19 protein-coding genes and 1 tRNA gene are annotated in these 17,594 nt (G+C 61.3%); 15 read left to right on the forward strand and 5 right to left on the reverse strand.

The features are described 5' to 3' along the window. The first annotated feature begins 15 nt into the window (after positions 1–15). Together hisD and VFG26_RS05055 are read left to right on the forward strand one after the other, a co-directional pair. Positions 16–1,314, forward strand: coding sequence for a histidinol dehydrogenase (hisD, locus tag VFG26_RS05050; protein WP_325022880.1), 1,299 nt, complete (start codon positions 16–18; stop codon positions 1,312–1,314). A gap of 6 nt (positions 1,315–1,320) precedes the next feature. Next, positions 1,321–1,818, forward strand: a complete 498-nt coding sequence (locus VFG26_RS05055) for a UPF0262 family protein (protein ID WP_325022882.1) — start codon at positions 1,321–1,323, stop codon at positions 1,816–1,818. Positions 1,819–1,829: 11 nt separating this feature from the next. On the opposite strand, the gene VFG26_RS05060 is transcribed toward VFG26_RS05055, so the two are convergent. Then, positions 1,830–3,113 (reverse strand): adenylate/guanylate cyclase domain-containing protein, encoded by a 1,284-nt coding sequence (locus VFG26_RS05060; RefSeq protein ID WP_325022884.1) that lies wholly within the window; start codon positions 3,111–3,113, stop codon positions 1,830–1,832. A gap of 32 nt (positions 3,114–3,145) precedes the next feature. Next, positions 3,146–3,853 carry a Crp/Fnr family transcriptional regulator gene (locus tag VFG26_RS05065; protein ID WP_325022885.1) on the reverse strand — a complete coding sequence of 236 codons (708 nt, stop codon included), beginning with the start codon at positions 3,851–3,853 and terminating at the stop codon, positions 3,146–3,148. A 152-nt stretch (positions 3,854–4,005) separates the two neighbouring features. Here VFG26_RS05065 and VFG26_RS05070 point away from each other — a divergent pair, with 152 nt between their 5' ends. The 3 genes from VFG26_RS05070 (at position 4,006) to VFG26_RS05080 (ending at position 5,153) form a co-directional block, all read left to right on the forward strand. After that, complete coding sequence (locus tag VFG26_RS05070) at positions 4,006–4,755, forward strand: Maf family nucleotide pyrophosphatase (protein WP_325022887.1); 750 nt, start codon at positions 4,006–4,008, stop codon at positions 4,753–4,755. Positions 4,756–4,793: 38 nt separating this feature from the next. Further along, complete coding sequence (locus VFG26_RS05075) at positions 4,794–4,988, forward strand: DNA gyrase inhibitor YacG (RefSeq protein ID WP_414653259.1); 195 nt, start codon at positions 4,794–4,796, stop codon at positions 4,986–4,988. 89 nt (positions 4,989–5,077) lie between these two features. Then, positions 5,078–5,153 (forward strand) — tRNA-Phe (locus VFG26_RS05080). Positions 5,154–5,254: 101 nt separating this feature from the next. On the opposite strand, the gene VFG26_RS05085 is transcribed toward VFG26_RS05080, so the two are convergent. Further along, positions 5,255–5,794: a tetratricopeptide repeat protein gene (locus VFG26_RS05085; protein WP_325022891.1), complete on the reverse strand. Its 540-nt coding sequence runs from the start codon at positions 5,792–5,794 to the stop codon at positions 5,255–5,257. Positions 5,795–6,217: 423 nt separating this feature from the next. Here VFG26_RS05085 and VFG26_RS05090 point away from each other — a divergent pair, with 423 nt between their 5' ends. Together VFG26_RS05090 and VFG26_RS05095 are read left to right on the forward strand one after the other, a co-directional pair. Then, entirely contained in the window at positions 6,218–6,403 is a 186-nt protein-coding gene (locus VFG26_RS05090) for a hypothetical protein (RefSeq protein WP_325022893.1), read from the forward strand. Positions 6,404–6,623: 220 nt separating this feature from the next. Then, the gene (locus VFG26_RS05095) at positions 6,624–7,499 is read left to right on the forward strand and encodes a ParA family protein (protein WP_325022895.1); all 876 of its coding nucleotides are present in this window, start codon (positions 6,624–6,626) and stop codon (positions 7,497–7,499) included. A gap of 4 nt (positions 7,500–7,503) precedes the next feature. Here VFG26_RS05095 and VFG26_RS05100 read toward each other — a convergent pair whose 3' ends face one another. Together VFG26_RS05100 and VFG26_RS05105 are read right to left on the reverse strand one after the other, a co-directional pair. Further along, positions 7,504–8,688 (reverse strand): glycosyltransferase family 4 protein, encoded by a 1,185-nt coding sequence (locus VFG26_RS05100; protein ID WP_325022897.1) that lies wholly within the window; start codon positions 8,686–8,688, stop codon positions 7,504–7,506. Positions 8,689–8,766: 78 nt separating this feature from the next. Further along, positions 8,767–9,708, reverse strand: a complete 942-nt coding sequence (locus VFG26_RS05105; protein ID WP_325022899.1) for a glycosyltransferase family 2 protein — start codon at positions 9,706–9,708, stop codon at positions 8,767–8,769. A 506-nt stretch (positions 9,709–10,214) separates the two neighbouring features. On the opposite strand from VFG26_RS05105, the gene rfbC reads away from it, so the two are divergent. From rfbC to cbiB, 8 genes are all read left to right on the forward strand, one after another. Next, entirely contained in the window at positions 10,215–10,766 is a 552-nt protein-coding gene (gene rfbC / locus VFG26_RS05110; RefSeq protein ID WP_325022901.1) for a dTDP-4-dehydrorhamnose 3,5-epimerase, read from the forward strand. Positions 10,767–10,792: 26 nt separating this feature from the next. Continuing rightward, on the forward strand, positions 10,793–11,884 hold the full coding sequence (gene rfbB, locus VFG26_RS05115) for a dTDP-glucose 4,6-dehydratase (protein ID WP_325022902.1): 1,092 nt from the start codon (positions 10,793–10,795) through the stop codon (positions 11,882–11,884). Further along, positions 11,881–12,831, forward strand: coding sequence for a dTDP-4-dehydrorhamnose reductase (rfbD, locus tag VFG26_RS05120; RefSeq protein WP_325022903.1), 951 nt, complete (start codon positions 11,881–11,883; stop codon positions 12,829–12,831). Before rfbB ends, rfbD begins: the two co-directional genes overlap by 4 nt. Before the next feature lie 5 nt (positions 12,832–12,836). Next, positions 12,837–13,706, forward strand: a complete 870-nt coding sequence (gene rfbA / locus VFG26_RS05125) for a glucose-1-phosphate thymidylyltransferase RfbA (protein ID WP_325022914.1) — start codon at positions 12,837–12,839, stop codon at positions 13,704–13,706. 107 nt (positions 13,707–13,813) lie between these two features. Then, positions 13,814–14,152, forward strand: coding sequence for a hypothetical protein (locus tag VFG26_RS05130; RefSeq protein ID WP_325022904.1), 339 nt, complete (start codon positions 13,814–13,816; stop codon positions 14,150–14,152). Between the two features lie 153 nt (positions 14,153–14,305). Next, positions 14,306–15,124: a rhodanese-related sulfurtransferase gene (locus tag VFG26_RS05135; RefSeq protein WP_325022905.1), complete on the forward strand. Its 819-nt coding sequence runs from the start codon at positions 14,306–14,308 to the stop codon at positions 15,122–15,124. Between the two features lie 131 nt (positions 15,125–15,255). Next, positions 15,256–16,752: a uroporphyrinogen-III C-methyltransferase gene (cobA, locus tag VFG26_RS05140; protein ID WP_325022906.1), complete on the forward strand. Its 1,497-nt coding sequence runs from the start codon at positions 15,256–15,258 to the stop codon at positions 16,750–16,752. 48 nt (positions 16,753–16,800) lie between these two features. Further along, positions 16,801–17,594: adenosylcobinamide-phosphate synthase CbiB (cbiB, locus tag VFG26_RS05145; RefSeq protein WP_325022907.1), on the forward strand; the 794-nt coding region annotated here is incomplete at its 3' end.

Below are 17,594 nucleotides of genomic sequence, written 5' to 3' on the forward strand. Positions count from 1 at the left end.
TGAGGAATGATGCCGATGCCTGTGCGGCTCAACAGCACTGACAAGGATTTCGAGAAGGGCTTCGTCGAGCTTCTCGGACTGAAGCGCGAAGTGTCGGCCGATGTCGACAATGCCGTTCGCGCCATCGTTGACGACGTGCGGGCGCGCGGAGACGCGGCGCTTATCGATCTTTCACTCAAGTTCGACCGGATCGATCTTCGCAAGACCGGGCTCGCTGTGACCGAGGCTGAGATCGAAGCCGCTTATGCCGCGTGCTCGCAGGAGACGCTCGATGCGCTGGTCCTCGCGCGCGATCGCATTGCCGATCACCACAAGCGCCAGTTGCCGTCGGACGATCGCTATACCGATGCGGCGGGCGTCGAACTTGGTCATCGCTGGACGGCGGTTGAATCCGTCGGGCTCTATGTTCCGGGTGGGCTCGCGTCTTATCCAAGCTCTGTTTTAATGAATGCCGTTCCGGCGCAGGTCGCGGGCGTGCCGCGCATCGTCATGGTCGTGCCGTGCCCGAGCGGCGAACTCAATCCGCTGGTGCTCGCGGCTGCGAAGATCGCGGGCGTGTCGGAGATCTATCGCATCGGCGGCGCGCAGGCTGTGGCAGCGCTCGCTTACGGCACGGAGACGATTGCGCCGGTCGTGAAAATCGTCGGGCCGGGCAATGCCTACGTCGCGGCGGCGAAGCGGCAGGTGTTCGGTCAGGTCGGCATCGATTCGATTGCCGGTCCCTCGGAAGTTCTCGTCATTGCCGACAAGCACAACGATCCTGATTGGATCGCGTCTGATCTTCTGGCGCAGGCCGAGCACGATACGGCGGCGCAATCGATTTTGATGACGGACGACGAAGGCTTCGCAGATGCCGTCGAGAAGGCCGTCCGGCGGCAGCTTGAAACTTTGCCGCGCGGAAATATCGCGGGCGAAAGCTGGAACGCATTCGGCGCCACAATCATTTTACGTTCGCTCGAAGAAGCAGTGCCGCTGGCGGATCGCGTCGCGGCCGAACATCTCGAAATCGCCACGGCCAATGCGGAAGATCTCGCGCTGCGCATTCGCAATGCCGGTGCGATTTTCATTGGCAGCGTGACGCCCGAGGTTATCGGGGATTACGTTTCCGGTTCAAATCACGTCCTTCCGACAGCGCGCAGTGCGCGTTTCTCGTCGGGGCTTGGAGTTCTCGACTTCATGAAGCGGACATCGATCCTCAAGCTCGATCGTGGCGCTCTGGAAAAGATCGGACCCGCTGCCATGACGCTCGCACGCGCGGAAGGCCTGGAAGGCCATCGCCGCTCCGTTGAAATCCGGCTTCAAAAGGCAGGTTGAATTCCGATGGATCAAACGGTCGCCGCTCAAGAAAAAAGCCGGGATCGTCTCATCGACATTGTGCTCGATACGAAATCGCTCGGGCGCAGCAACTCTAATATCGAGCATGAGCGGGAAGTTGCCATCTTCGATATTCTCGATGGCAATTCGTTCCGCGTCGATGGCGTTGATCTTGGTCCATACAAGCTCAATCTCTCGCTCGCGGACGACCGGCTGTTGTTCGCCGTCTCTCCGGCAAACGATGGAGACGTTGTCGAACACGCGATCGCGCTGACGCCGCTGAAGCGCATCGTCAAAGACTACTTCATGATCTGCGAGTCCTACTACGAGGCCGTGCGTACGGCGCCTCCGGCTCGCATTCAGGCGATCGACGTGAGCCGGCGCGCACTGCACGATGAAGGCAGCGTGCTGCTCAAGGAAAAGCTGCTGCCCAAGGTCATCGTTGACGACGACACGGCGCGGCGCCTTTTCACACTCGTGTGCTCGCTGCACTGGAAGGGCTGACGCCCTTACTCTCAAGCTTTCCGGCTGATCAGGAACCAGGATTCCTGCGCACCCACACCTTTTATTTCGATGAGCCCCCGCGGCTCGATCAGAAACGCGTCGCTGAGAGCCGCGTAGCACGACGGGCAGATCGTGACCCGTCCGGGAACGCTCGATTGCTCCAGGCGGCTCGCGAGATTCACCGGATCGCCCCAGACATCGTAGCTAAATTTATTCTTGCCGATGATGCCGGCCATCATCGGTCCGCTCGCCATGCCGACGCGGACATTGAGCGGCACTTTTTCAGCCGCGCTCACCGCTTTGACGGCTTCTACGAGATCGAGCGCCATTGCTGCTAACGCGTGGGCATGGTCGGGGCGAGGGATCGGAACGCCGGAGGCCACCATGTAGGCATCGCCAATGGTCTTGATCTTCTCGACGCCGTGATGCTCGGCCAGTTCATCGAAAGCGCGGACGAGCTTGTTCAACAGGGCGACTGTTTTTTCCGGGCCCAGTCCGCGCGCCATGCCCACGAAGCCCGTGATGTCAGCAAAAAGAACTGAGGCGTCAGAAAAGCCGTCGGCGATGGTTTCGCCGGGCGCGGCTTTCAGGCGCTCGACCACGCTGTCGGGCAGGACGTTGCGGAGGACCGATTCCGTTTCGGCTTTGGCGCGTTCGAAAAGGCTGAAGGCGTAGTACACGCACGCCGCGATGAGACCGAACGTGGTGACGGCGCCCTGAACGTAGAGCGAGCTGATGATCTGCTCTTCGGCCTGCACCTGTGCGGCCTCCATGGGAAACTGGAACCATGCAATCAGGTGCAGCACGAGGGCAGCGAAGACGATGGCGACGATAAGCCAAAAGCGGCGCGCTTCGAAAATGACGAACGGCGCGGCGGCCGCAACGACGTATTGCAACGGTGCGCCGCCCAACCGTCCAAAAAAAGATGTGAAGCCGATCAGCGCCACGAACTCAGCGAACACCAGAAGTAGGCCGCCCGCGAGTTCGTTGAACCGATGCATGAAGGGGACGAGCGAAACGATGAACGCGAGCGCGAGATTGATGTAGACGACGGGCATCATGTCCTTGTTGCCCGAGGCCCAAAGCTGCACGGCGTAGATGAACGTCGTCACGACGACGAGGGACGAGAATACGTTGACGATTTTCAAGCGCCGCTGGATGTCAGGTGGATAACCGGCAATGCCGAGGCTTGCGACGCTACGGACGAACGAGCGGACTGCCCGTAAGGCAGCCATGATCGGCGCCGGCAGAAGGCGTGTTCGTGGCTGCTGGTGTTGCCGGTCGATGATCGTCATGTGCGTCGCCCGGCCACGCGCTTCAAAAGCGGCTATTCCTTTTCGTCGAGACGGCCGATGCCGCTCAAGGCCGCGATGTCGCAAACAACCTGCTGGCCGCGCCGTTCGATCGCGCCTTCGGATTCAAGGAGCCCCAACGCCGCGTTGACCTTCGGACGGCTGGCGCCGACGAGGAGCGCCAGCTCGCTTTGAGAAATGGGGAGCGGCAGCGAAATCTTCTCGGCCTTTCCTGCCGGGTCTTTCTGGCGGGCGGCGGCGAGAAAGAAGCGGGCGAGGCGCGCCTCGATCGGATGGAGGGCGATGGCTTCGAGCTGTTCATCCGCATCGCGCAGCCGTCCGGCGAGAAAGCGCACGGCGGTTTCGCCGACCGCGGGCTGGGATGCAAGCAGACGCAGGAAGGCGGGCTTCGAGAGCATTAGCGTCTCGACTTTGTTCACGGCCGTCGCATCAGCCGAGCGGGGCCGCCCGTCGAAGACTGCCAGTTCTCCAAAGATCGACGGCGGCTCGACATGGGCAAACGAGAGTTCGCGGCCGTCGGAGGTCAGAACGGAAAGCCGGACACGCCCCTTGATCACGATGTGCAGCTCAGACCCCGGTTCGCCGCGCGAGAAGATGGTCTGGCCGGGCTCGTAGGCGGATTCCCGCAATTCGAGGGCGACGGCCCTGCGGCTCGCTTCATCGAGGGTGGCGAAAAGAGGCGTTCGCGCAAGGATGTCCGCAGGATCCGGTCTCAGAGCCATTGCCGCCATCGATTTTGTTAAAGAATGCGGTATTCATGCCCTGTTTTGCGGCCTGCTGCAACGCGGGCGGCCCTTGCTAAGGCCGCAAAGCTTCGGTCATTGTCCGCCGGCGGCCTGTTCGGCTTGGCGTTAATGGTCCCCTGGTCACGATTATGATATCGACACTTATGAGCAGCCTTCTTCCTTCCTTCGCGCGCTCGGAAGCGCCCGGCCGCGAGACTTTGCGGCGCACGCTGGCGCGCGAAGCGGCCCAGACCAAGAACGAAATCGAGCGGCCGCAGTTGGTGCTGGCGAGCGCCAGCCCGCGCCGCGTCACGCTTCTGTCGCAGGTGGGAATCACTCCGGACGCCCTGCGGCCGGCCTCCATCGATGAAACACCAAAGCGGGGGGAGATGCCGCGCGCGCTCGTATCGAGGCTGGCGCGGGCAAAGGCCGAAGTGGCGCGATCCCAGATCGCCAACGATCCGGATCTTGCTGGAGCCTACATTCTGGCGGCCGACACCGTCGTCGCGATGGGGCGGAAGGTGCTGATGAAGCCGGCGCACATCGAGGAAGCGATGGCGTCGCTACAACTTCTGTCGGGGCGGACGCATAAGGTTCAGACGTGTGTCTGTCTCATCACGCCGGACGACCGTATTCGCACCAAGATCGTGGATACGCGGGTGCGCTTCCGCTACATCAACCGCTCGGAGCTCGAATCCTACATTGCATCGCGCGAGTGGCGCGGCAAAGCTGGCGGCTATGCGATCCAGGGGCTTGCCGGATGTTTCGTGCAGCGGCTCATCGGCTCCTACACGAATGTGGTGGGCTTGCCGCTGACGGAGGTGGTCAGCCTGCTCAACTCGGAACGATTCCCCATCCAGTACAATTGGCTCAAGTACGCTGAAGTCGATCGCGATTGAGTTCGCCAATGTCTGCGTCCGGTTCTTCAAGCAAGCCTTTGCGTTGTCCTATCTGTGGGAAGGACGCCGTCGAAGCCTACCGCCCGTTCTGCTCCAAGCGCTGCGCCGACATCGACCTCGCCAAGTGGCTTGGCGGCACGTACGCCATTGCCGGGCGCGAGGAAGACGAGGGTGATGACCCTGAAGCCCAGGCCCCGCGGCAGCGACCAAATGGCGAAGATGAAGAAGACTGAATTTTCTTTCGCTTGAGGTGCTTGCATCCTCCGGATCGCGCCCGTATAAGACGCCTCTACTTCGCTCGGGCTTAGCGCCGCGGAGGCAGGCCCAGGTAGCTCAGTTGGTAGAGCATGCGACTGAAAATCGCAGTGTCGCTGGTTCAATTCCGGCCCTGGGCACCATAGCCCTTCAAGGTCTCATCGACCTTCAGATTTCCAGCAATGTCTGATGTTTAGGCACGCGCGCACGTAAGCCGGCGCGCGCGATCGCCTGTCGTATTTGATCAGTGTGCTGCGGCGTTGCCTTCTTCAGCGCGCGGCGTGGCGCCGAGACGCTTCAAGCCGTCGTATGCTGCGGTGAGGGTGGGCTCGAGTTCTACTGCGGCCCGGAAATCGGCGATGCTTTCCTCGCGTTCGCCCAGCATTTCGTGCGCGAGCGCGCGGTTGAGCAGGGCGGGCGACATATCGGAGGCGATTTCGACGGCTTTGGTGTAATCGGCGATCGCCTGGCGCGGCTTCCGCATGTCGAGGTAGATGTTGCCGCGATTGTAATAGGCGAAGTTGTTCGAGCCGTCGGCGTGGATCGCCGCGGTAAAGTCCGCCAACGCCTTATTATATTGCCCGCGCTGGGCATAGGCGATCGCCCTGTTCATGTACGCGGTTGAGACGGCATCGCTCCGCAAGGTCTTCTGAATGACCTGCGTGCACCCGCGTATCTGGCGGGTCAGGTTCGAACCGTCGTTACAGTCTGATGCCGGGTCCGCACGAACTTCCGCCGAGGTCAGGAGAAAAATCGCGGTCGCTACTCGAATTGCGCAGTTCACTACGTGAGAGCCTTGTCGCTGCGGTCAGCTACCTGGATAGCCGACGAACATTACCTCGTCGTCTCTACTACTGCGCCGTATGCCTTGCGGTTTCGAACGAATTCAAATGGCGTATTTTCACGCCGTTTAATCGGCTCAACCAGATAGGCGCAGCGTCGTCAGAGCTCCTACGGCCCGTGGGGCGCGAGGCCAATAGTGAGCGCGAGGACATCGATAGTCCAGCGAAGAAGGCAGCCAATCCTAATTTTATTTTGCTGCAGAGTTGGTGAACCGACGAGGGCCCATTGATTGGGCCTCGTGCGAATTCTTACGTCATATTTTGTGGTCTTCGCAGGCTGGACCGCGGCGGTCACACGATGCGCGCAATCGGATCCCAGACTCCACGCGTCGCAGTCTCGTGATTCTCATTTGTGGATAGATCCGATGGGCATTCTTGGTTGGATGAGCAAGCGCGCAGCCCGCGCCGGCGGTGAGATCTCTGAAGCCGCGCAATCCAACAAGCGGCCCAAGTTCGACAAGGAAGCTGCGGCGGAGCGTGCGCGCAAGAATAGCCCTTGGCGCTTCGATGACGGGCCGTCGCGCCGCCCGGTCAGCGAGAACAAAAGATAAGCTTTTGGTCGCGCGGGTGTGAGCATTTCCGCGCTGGCATTTGGGCTAGGCTGCACGTAGTGTCCCGCCGAACCGGGTGGGACTTTGTTTGCATGCTCGACCGTTATCCTTACGAGCCTGTCGGCTGTCGCCTGCGCCGCCATTCAGGCCAGGCTTGGCCGCTAAGGGGCGATGATTTTCCTGACATGGACGGGATGCTAGGCGCCGCGGATGCGGGCCGATGAGCGTTACCGTCGCGATCGCCAACCCCAAGGGTGGCGTGGGCAAGTCGCTCACCACCATGATGCTCGCAGATGGCCTCGCGCTTTCCTACGAAGCTCGGGTGCTGGTGCTTGATGCTGATCCGCAGGCCGGGATTACGAAGGCCCTCTTAGGCATCGATGCCGAGCAGCAGCTGCAGGAGCGGAAGATCGGGCTGGCCGCCATGCTGGAGGCCTTCGCCAGCGGCCGCAGCATGCGCATGGAATCGCACCGGGTCGTTGCCGGCGATCTCATCGAGCTGCGGGACCGGCAAGCAGGCTTCATCGACATCCTGCCGTCGAACCACGAGCTTCTCAAAGAAATGGCGGAGTTCGAGCATGTGGCCCGGCGCAAGAAGCGCAAGGACAGGCTCGACGTTTTGCTTTCCGATGCGCTCCGGTCCGAACTCTCCAAGATCGAGCAGCACTACGACGCGGTACTGATCGATTGTCCGGCGGGCCCCGGCGTTCTTGGGCTCGCAGCCATGAGGCTTGCTCCGCACATTCTGACACCGACGAGCCTGGAGACGAACGCCTACTCCACGCTGACCGACTTTCTAAAATTCATTCTTGCCGACGATCTCAATTTGGCATCGCAGGTGAAGGTTCATCCGCTGATCACGCAGTATCAGGCGACCAACACGTTGCAGCGTGAAATGCTGAACCACATCAAGCAGGGCCTACATCAGCTCAACGCTATTTCCCGGCCCGTGCCCTACACCAGCGCTTTGCAGAACGCGGCTACGCATCCCGGGCTTGGGGTCTATCGCTCGGCGCGGGACAAGTATGGCAGTGCATTGCCGGAGGTTCTTGCCCTGACGAAAGCCGTCGTCGAAAGGCTGAGCGGCCAAGGCTAGCCATTCACGAAGTGTGGACAGTGGAGCTCGATTGGGGCCGCGGGGCTTCGCCAGGCTCGCCGATGGATCTCGGCCGGGCCGGAACGATACCGCCCGTTCGGGGAGCGATTGCGGACTCGTAGAAGTTATCTGCTTCCCGCGCGACTTCTGCGAGCGCAAACTTCTTGGCGCAGTGCTCTCTGCCCGCGGAGGCCAACCGGACGCGGAGTTCACGATCGAGGATGAGCCTGCGGACCTGATCGGCGATATGGCCTGCGGTAAAGCCCGGAGGCAGCATCAGCGTATGCTCGGGTGCGATCTCGGATAGGCCGCCTGTGCCGGAGCTGATGACTGCACAGCCTGCTGCATGCGCTTCGAGCGCCGTGCGGCCGAACGGCTCCTCCCATTTGGAAGGAATGATCGCGATGGCTGCATTCTGGCAGTGTTCCTTCACCTCGGCGAAGGGCCGGGCCATGTCGATCGCGATCCTGTCCTGCCATGGCCGGACCACGGCCAGAACGTCTTCCAAATAGTCGGGGAAGCGGGAGGGCTCGCTCAAGATGAAGCGGGCGCGCCAATCGGGATGTTCCTGCAAGACACTGACGAGTGCCTCGGCCGCTTCCTTGATGCCTTTCTCGGGGGCTGCGCGGCCGACGCAAATGATCTCGTCGCGCTTCTGCGCGGACGGCTGCCACTGAGAGAAATCTAGCCCGTTATAGACGATTGCGGAAGGCAGTTGCACCTCTGGCCAGTCTGCAGCAAAGGCATTCCGGCAGGTTCCGCTCACGAATATCATGCCCGCGAGCGCGCGATATTGACGGTGCTTGAACCGCCGCCTGAAAGAATTCCATACGCCATGGCGTGGAATGTCTTTGATCATGTTGTGCTTGTGGAGCACCACGGGCGTGTTGGTGCGCGATGCGAGCGCCGCGGCTGTCGGCAGATGCTGCTGCACGACGATGAGATCGGGCGCGCTCCGCAAAACCTGCTCCAATGCAAAGGCGATCTTGCGCCGGCGTGAATCGTCGACGGTGCGCGAATACGTCATCACGTCGATGCCGGAGAACAGCGTCTCGTTCTCACAGCAGACCACGGTCGTGCTGCTACGGAAGCGGCTGGCCGTGACGAGGTCGCGAACGCAGAGGTCGATCGAGGTGGCGTTACTCGGACCGAAGCGCATGTGCCGGGGCAGAAACATCAATATGCGCATAGGATCGATCTCAAGCCGAAGACCAGCGCTCTCGTGCACGCGCGCTAAGTGAAAATCGGAGGCCAACTTTACGGCGCTTCAATAGACGCGCCGGTCGGCGGGAACAAACTGCGCATAGGGTCTGGCCGCGCAGTCCATATAGTACTCCCATCGTGCCGGATTCGATACCAGCAACGTCGCGTAGAGGTAGAGAAGCCGTGCATAGAGTTGCGGGGCGCTCGCGATGAGCTTTTCGTGGCGCATCCACCTCAAGGCTCGAGAAACCGTCTTCCGCGCGCTCATGTAACGGTAGCGATCGTCGAAACTAGCCGCGCCGAATTCCTTGATGATTTGGATGGTCTGGAAGTAGGTGAGGGCCTCGTTGGCCGACAAGCGCTTGCTGGCGTTGACCAGCTGATGGCAGACGGCGACGTCGATGCGGGCGACGCGCGCTTGTTCAAAAATCGGCAGCGCGAGAGCCAGATCCTGGCACGAGATGAGATCTTCGTTGAGGCGAAGCGAGGACGGAATGCTCCGGCGCCGCATCAATGCCGTGCTTGGGATGTGATTATAGTCCCGGATCGCATATCGAATCGGGTCGGGGAGGATCGTGACCCCCGATGGGGAGGGATGCTGCTGATAGATTTCCATCTTCGCTTGCGAGAGCGGCTCGGGCCCGTACACCAGGGTTGAGCCGAAGATGTAATCAGCCTCTGTCTCCTCGGCCAGCTTCGTCATCATCAACGTCGAGCCGCGGATCAGAGGATCGTCGCAGTCGATGATGCGCACCCATTTCTGGTTCGCAGATTCAATCAGCTGGTTGGTGACGTTGAAGATGCCGCGATTTTCCTGGCGGCGGCAGCTGATCCGGCGGTCGGTTTCGCTGAATTTCTTGATGATCGACCACGACGAGTCCTTCGAGCCGTCGTCGATGATGAAGACTTCGCCGCCGGTGGTCGCGAGTTCATAGGCTACGCTCTCGAGCACGGCGCTCAGATACTCGGCCTTGTTATACGAGCTGATGAGATAGCTGACGGACATTATTAGGTTTGAACTTCCCGCAGCTGGAGGCCCCGCCGGCGCCTTTGGCAAAGCTCGGTCTTTCCTGGCAGGAACGACCCAATGATCACTTCGTCAATATCGTGTTCAGTCTCGGCTGATGCAACAAGTTCGCGATGCGTGCCGTGTGAGTCAAGCATATTATCCCGAACTCAATAAGGCTGAGATTGCTCGGTTGTTCGGCGGGTTAGATGCATGCATAGCGTAGTTCACTTGGCGAGTACTCCACAGCTATTGCTATGCAGATCCGGCCCGCGAAGACTTGGGACCCGCACGGCCGGCGTGTCCGCTCAACCGAGTGCTGCCGGTGATTGCTGGGCGCGTTTGAAGGTTGGGCCGGGCGTGCCCGCTTTGCTCGTTATCATCGACTTGATGTCATAGTTGCGCGAGGTGCGCAGGTATGCGAGCCATCTGGGTTATGTGCGCGCGGCTCTAAGCACTTCGCTGCCGTTCGCAGAGCCCAACTCCAGGCCACGTGAAAGCCAGCCGTGCAAATCAAAGAACTCGAAATTCCCGGTGTTTTTCTCCTAGCACCGAGGCGCTTTCACGATTGCCGGGGGTATTTCTCGGAACTTTACAACGCAAAGGCACTTGCCGAGGCCGGGATAGACGACGTGTTCGTCCAGGACAATTTTTCGCTGTCCTCGCGGGCCGGTACGGTTCGGGGGCTTCACTATCAAGTTGCCCCTTATTCACAGGTGAAACTCGTCCGGGTGAGCCGCGGGCGAATTTTGGACGTCGCTGTCGATTTGCGGCCATCATCACCGAACTACAAGAGGCACGTTTCTACCGAGCTATCGGCTGAGAATGGTTTTCAGATTTATATCCCGAACGGCTTCGGTCACGGGTTCTGTACTCTGGAACCTGATACGGAGCTCGTCTACAAAGTGTCCAGTCATTATGCGCCCGGGGCGGAAGCTGGTGTGCTGTGGTCGGATCCGGAGCTGAACATCGATTGGCCGGTCAGCGAGCGGGATGCGATTCTGTCGGAGAAGGATGCGAAGCTTCCTTTGCTGAAAGAGATCGTGGGGATGAGCTGACCGACGGGGATTGAAGTGGGGGTAAGATGAGAGTCGTCGTTACGGGGGGAGCCGGTTTCATCGGCTCGGCACTGGTGCGCTATCTCGTGCTGGATCGCGGCTGGGATGTGCTCAACGTCGACAAGCTCACGTATGCCGCAAACCTGCAGTCGCTGGCGACCGTTGCGAATAAGAACAACCACAAGTTCGTGCACGCCGACATCTGCGACGCCGATGCGATGGCGCGCACAATTGCGGAATTCCAGCCCGATGCGGTCATGCATCTGGCGGCCGAAAGCCACGTGGACCGGTCGATCATGTCGTCGGCCGAGTTCATCAAGACCAACATTCTGGGAACGCACGTTCTGCTCGAAGCGAGCCGGCATTACTGGGATCGGCTCAGTGCCGAGCGCCGGGAGAACTTCCGGTTCCTCCACGTCTCGACGGACGAGGTCTATGGCAGCCTTGAGCCGGGCTGCTTCTTCGTCGAGAGCACGGCCTATGATCCAAGATCGCCGTACTCGGCAAGCAAGGCTTCTTCCGATCATCTCGTGAGCGCATGGCGCGAAACATACGGGCTGCCCGCGCTGATCACGAACTGCTCAAACAACTACGGTCCGTATCATTTTCCCGAGAAGCTCATTCCGCTCGTTCTCTTGAATGCGCTGGAGAAGCGGCCGCTGCCTGTTTACGGCGATGGGCGTCAGGTTCGCGACTGGCTTTACGTCGAAGACCACGTCAAGGCTCTGACCTTAGTTCTTGAACGGGGTCGGGTCGGCGAGACCTACAACGTCGGCGGACGTGCACCGATGGAAAACATTTCGGTGGTCGAGCGCATCTGCGATGTTCTCGATGCGCTGCGTCCCGACGGGGAGTCGCGCCGGAAGCTCATTACCTTCGTTGCCGATCGCCCGGGGCATGACCGGCGTTACGCCATCGACCCCAGCAAGATCGAAACAGAGCTGGGCTGGCGAGCTCAGAACACCTTCGAAACCGGCATTGAAGCCACCATCCGGTGGTACTTGAACAATGAGTGGTGGTGGCGCCCGTTGCGAGAAGGCGTTTATTCGGGCGCGCGGCTCGGACTGCTTCCCTCACAGCAGGATGGTGCGGGTGCACTGGCGGAGCAGGTCGTGTGACCGGCGACCCGTGCGATACGCTCATTATCGGCAAGAACGGTCAGGTCAGCAGGTCACTGATCGCGTTGTTGGGCGGGCACGCTAGCCGGGTCGCCGTCTGCGCCCGGCCGGACGTTGATCTCTGTGATCCGCAGTCGATCAGGCGCGCGATCCTCACGGCGCGGCCGCGGGTCGTCGTCAATGCAGCGGCATATACGGCCGTCGACAAAGCCGAGGACGAGCCAAACGTTGCTTTCGCGGTGAATGCCGCCGGTGCGGAAGCGGCCGCTCAAGCCGCAGCCGAAGTGGATGCTGCGATCATTCATTTCTCTACGGACTATGTCTTCGACGGAAGCAAGCGTACGCCCTACGTCGAAACGGATCCCGTATCGCCGCTCGGCGTTTACGGGCGGAGCAAGCAAGAGGGCGAGGAGCGCGTTGCGGCGGCGAATGCGAAGCATGTCATCCTTCGCACAGCTTGGGTTTTCGGCCCATTCGGAAACAACTTCGTCAAGACGATTTTGCGGCTGAGCCAGGATCGGCCCGAAATCAGAGTCGTTGATGATCAGCGTGGGACTCCGACGTACGCGCCGGATCTGGCGGAGCTGACGGCGAAGCTTCTTCCGCTCGTTACTTCGCCGTCACCTGACCCGCGTATCTTCGGCACGTTTCACGCCGTGAATGCCGGTGAGACGACGTGGTTCGGTTTTGCCAAGGCCATTCTTGAAGGGGCTGCTGCCCGCGGCGGCAAGACCGTCAGCGTGCTTCCGATCGGCACCAAGGATTATCCGACGAAGGCCGAGCGGCCGGCCTATTCCGTGCTCTCCACGGGTAAGCTGCGCGGCGTCACCGGCATTGAACTCAGGCCCTGGGCTGAGGCCCTTGCCGATTGCCTCGACCAGCTCGCGGGTCCGCCCCGCGTCAACGCGGTCGAAGGCTTGCAACACACGAGCGGAAAGTCTGCATGAGCACGCTGAAGGGGATCATTCTAGCTGGTGGCAGCGGGACGCGGCTTTATCCGCTGACGCTCACCATCTCGAAGCAATTGCTTCCCGTCTATGACAAGCCGATGATCTATTATCCGCTGTCCACGCTCATGCTCGCGGGCATTCGCGACATTCTGATCATCACGACGCCGCACGATCAAATCCTGTTTCAGAATCTGCTGGGCTCGGGAGAGCAATTCGGTTTGCGCTTGAGCTATGCGGTGCAGCCGGAACCGGAAGGGCTGGCGCAAGCCTTCATCATCGGCCGCGATTTCATCGGTGACGATCGCTGCGCTCTGGTGCTGGGTGACAATATATTTTATGGCCATGGTTTTGCGTCGATCCTTCGCAGCGCGGCACGCCGCGAAAATGGCGCGACGGTCTTCGCCTATGAAGTCGCGGATCCGGAACGTTATGGCGTGGTGACGTTCGATCAGCACGGCCATGCCAAGGCCATCGACGAGAAGCCGCAAAAGCCCAATTCCAATTGGGCCGTCACAGGGCTTTATTTTTACGACCAGCGCGTCGTGGACTTGGCATCGCAGGTCAAGCCTTCAGCGCGCGGCGAACTGGAGATAACGACCCTAAACGAGATGTACCTCAATTCTCAGTCTCTCCATGTCGAGAAAATGGGCCGCGGATTCGCGTGGCTCGATACGGGTACGTTTGACAGCCTGAAGGATGCGAGCGACTACATTTCGACGGTGGAGCGGAGACAGGGGCTCAAAATCTCGTGCCCCGAGGAGATCGCGCTGCGGATGGGGTTCATCTCTCCGAGCGACCTCGAGCCGTGGCTTCGCCGGCTTGGAAAAAGCGCTTATGCCGCTTACGTCCAGCGTGTCATCGCCAGTTTTTAGGACGACCAGAAAAGCCCCCCTTCCCGGGACGCGACCGGCGGGTTTCGCCGCGCATGAGCTTCACGGGAAAAAGGGGGAATGGGCGCGTTAGTGGAGGGCCCGCTACGATGATCGGAGGGAAAGGGAAGTTGTTCGCTGCCGGGCTGGCCTCGCTGGCATTGACGGCGTGTGCGGGCACCGAAGCAGGCAAGCCGGCGGCGCAAAGCGCGAACGCCGTCAGCGTGGTGCGTGCGACGTCCCCCGACTATGATTTCGTCGTCTCCATCCCCGACGTGAAGGGGGGGCCATACGACGTGAGTGACAAGGCCGCGCGTGAGAGCGTGGCGTTGGCGGCATTGAAGAATGAGTGCGAGGCACCGCAGGTCATCGGCGAGTCGATCGTCAGCAGCGGAACCGTCCTATTCGGCGACCAGTCCCGCGCCTATGCCATGCAGGTGCGGTGCTAAGCGGCGGCTGCCCGGCATTTCTGGCCGCTTGAGGCCTAAGCCAAAGTGCCGCGTCTTGCTCTTCCGGGGGCTCGGCCGTATTGAAGCGGCGTGGACGTCAAGGCAAATCTGCCGCTGTTTGTCCGTTCCTCGTCATTCATGAAAGCCACGCGCGTGACGGTTAAAGTCGCTGCCTTCTACAAGTTCGTTTCGATTGATGAGCCTGGCGCGCTGCAGGCGCACTTGCGCGAGGTCTGCGCCGCGTGCGCGATCAAGGGTACGATCTTGATCGCTGGGGAAGGCATCAACGGCACCGTTTCGGGTGCGCCTGATAACATCGACGCGCTGATCGGGACCATCACCTCGGATGCGCGGTTTAGCGACCTCGAGGTCAAATACTCGCAAGCCGCCGAGTATCCGTTTCAGCGCCTCAAAGTGAAGATCAAGAAAGAGATCGTCACCTTCGGCGTTCCCGGTGCGCAGCCTGCGGTCGCTACCGGCACGTTCGTCGAACCCGAGGCTTGGAACGCGCTGATCGCGGATCCGGATGTGCTCGTGATCGATACGCGCAATGATTATGAATTCCAGGTCGGCACATTCGAGGGAGCGCGCAATCCGCAGACGCGCGCCTTCAACGAATTTCCCGCGTACGTGAAGCAGGAGCTTGCCGAGAACCCAAAGCGGCCGATTGCGATGTTCTGTACGGGTGGCATTCGCTGCGAGAAGGCGAGCGCCTATATGCTGCAGGAAGGCTTTCCGAACGTCTATCAGCTGAAGGGCGGCATTCTGCGCTACCTCGAGGAGATCGCGCCGGAAGAAAGCCTGTGGCGCGGTGAGTGCTTCGTTTTCGATGAGCGCGTCGCGCTGGAGCATGGCGTTCGCCAGGGGCATCATACGCTCTGCTCGGAATGCGGATTTCCGGTAAAGGGGCAGGGGACAAGTGCTGCGGCCGTTTGTGACAGCTGCCGTGACCGGGCGCCGGCAGCAGACTGAAAGTTTCAGACGAGCCGCGCGGGTTTCCTTAAAATCCCGAGCTTTAGGGCCTGCTGACCGGCGCTTGCTCGTCCGGCGCCCAATAATGCTATAGTTCGTAGCCATTCCGCCATTTTGAGCGACCTTGCGCAATGACTTCTCGCAAACCTGACGATGACATTCCGGCCGCGGGAGAACGCGCGAGCCTGGAGCAGCTTGTCCGCTGGCGGCGTGATGTGCGCCGGTTCAAGAGGGATCCGGTTCCCGAGGCGCTGGTGGAGGAACTTCTGCGGCTCGCGGATCTCGCGCCGTCTGTTGGCAACAGCCAGCCCTGGCGGATCGTCAACGTCGGGGATGCGGACTTGCGGGCCAAGCTTGCCCGCAACTTCGAGGCAGCGCGCACCCGGGCTGGCGAGGGCTATAGCGGCGATCGGGCCGATCTCTATGGACGATTGAAGCTCGCGGGCTTGGACGCTGCGCCTGTGCATCTTGCGATTTTTTGCGATCACGGCGTGCTGCAGGGACATGGGCTCGGGCGGCACACGATGCCCGAGACGCTCGATCATTCGTGTGCGTGCATGGTGACGGTGCTGTGGCTCGCCGCCCGCGAAGCGGGGCTTGGCCTCGGCTGGGTGTCGATCGTCGACCCCAGTGAGGTCGCGAAGATGCTGGGCGTGCCGCCGGATTGGAAGTTCGTTGGCTATCTCCTGCTCGGCTGGCCGGAGGAAGAGCATCTCGATCCCGAACTCGAGCGGCACGGATGGCAGCCGCGAACGGCTTTCGAGACGCGCTATTTCACGGCGGGCGTTTCTCCGCTCGGGCGTGAGGCGAAGAGCCCGCGGCCTGCGGAAGAAAATGGCGCGGGCAAGGTTACACTCGTCGGGGCGGGGCCAGGCGATCCGGAGCTTCTGACGCTGAAAGCGCTGTATGCGCTGCAATCGGCTGATGCTGTGCTGTTCGATGACCTTGTCGCCAAGCCGATCCTAGACCTCATCCGTCCGGGCGCGCGCCTCATCGACGTCGGCAAGCGTGGCTATCGCAAGTCATGCAAGCAGCCCGATATCAATGCGCAGATGGTGGCGCTGGCGCGCGAGGGACTGAACGTCGTGCGACTTAAGTCGGGCGATCCGCTGATCTTCGGCCGGGCCGGGGAAGAGATCGAGGCCTGCGAGGACGCCGGCATCGCGATCAGCGTCGTGCCGGGTGTGACCTCGGCGCAAGGCGCGGCGGCTAACCTCAAGGTGTCGCTGACGAACCGCGATCATGCGCGCCGTCTCCAGTTCATCACGGCGCATGACCGGCACGGGACGCTGCCCAAGGACATCGATTGGAGCGCTGTTGCCGATAGCGCCGCGACGACGGTCGTCTACATGCCGAAGCGGACGCTTTCGGAACTCACGCAGATCGCGCTCGTGCATGGGCTCGATCCGAAGACGCCGGCGATTGCGGTTGCGAATGCGACGCGTCCTGATGAGCGCGTTTTCATCTCGACCATTGGGGCGATTGCCGCCGTGCTCGATGCGGCGCATCCGGAGGGGCCGGTGCTTGTCATGATCGGGGAGGCTTTGCGTTATGCGACGGCGCGAGATGCGGCGAAGCAGGGGCGGGACATCGCAGTGGCGCACGGCGTTTTGCCGGAGAAATCTTGATCGCCTCAACGGTGCTCCGGCCGCGCGCACCATTTGTGTGCTCGTGCCGTGAGTGAGACCCACACACTTCTGATCCTCGTCGCCGCGCTCGCGCTCGACGCGGCGTTTGGCTACCCGGATTGGATCTATCAGCGTCTGGGCCATCCGGTGTCATGGCTCGGATCGCTCATTGCGGCGCTGGATAAGCGGCTGAACAAAGAGAGCGAGACCAATGAGGCGCGCCGGATGGCAGGCGTCCTGGCGGTGGTCATCCTCGTCGCCGCGACAGGGTTCGTCGCGTGGCTCATAGAACGTTTGGCTGGGCAGAGCCTGATTGGCGGCATCGTCGTTGCCGTTCTCGCTTCGACGCTCATTGCGAGCCGAAGTCTTTACGAGCATGTCTCAGCTGTTGCGCGTGCGCTTGACGAAGATGGCTTAGCCGGCGCACGGGTCGCGGTCGGCCGCATCGTCGGCCGCAATCCGCAGTCGCTCGACGAAGGTGGCGTCGCGCGAGCGGCGATCGAAAGTCTCGCGGAGAATGCGTCCGATGGCGTGGTCGCGCCGGTATTCTGGTTCGCGTTTCTCGGGCTGCCGGGCCTTGCCGTTTATAAGGCGATCAACACCGCCGACAGCATGATCGGCCATCGGACGAAGCGGCACGAGGCCTTCGGATGGGCGGCGGCGCGGCTCGATGACCTCGTCAATCTTCCAGCGTCGCGACTGACCGGGTTGCTGTTCGCGGCAGCGGCCTTATTCGTGCCGGGCGCCTCGCCAGCGGCGGCGCTCGAGGCAATGTCGCGCGATGCTTCCAAGCATAGGTCGCCGAATGCCGGCTGGGCCGAAAGCGCGATGGCGGGCGCGCT

The organism is Hyphomicrobium sp. (assembly GCF_035687085.1).
Classification (GTDB): Bacteria; Pseudomonadota; Alphaproteobacteria; order Rhizobiales; family Hyphomicrobiaceae; genus Hyphomicrobium_B.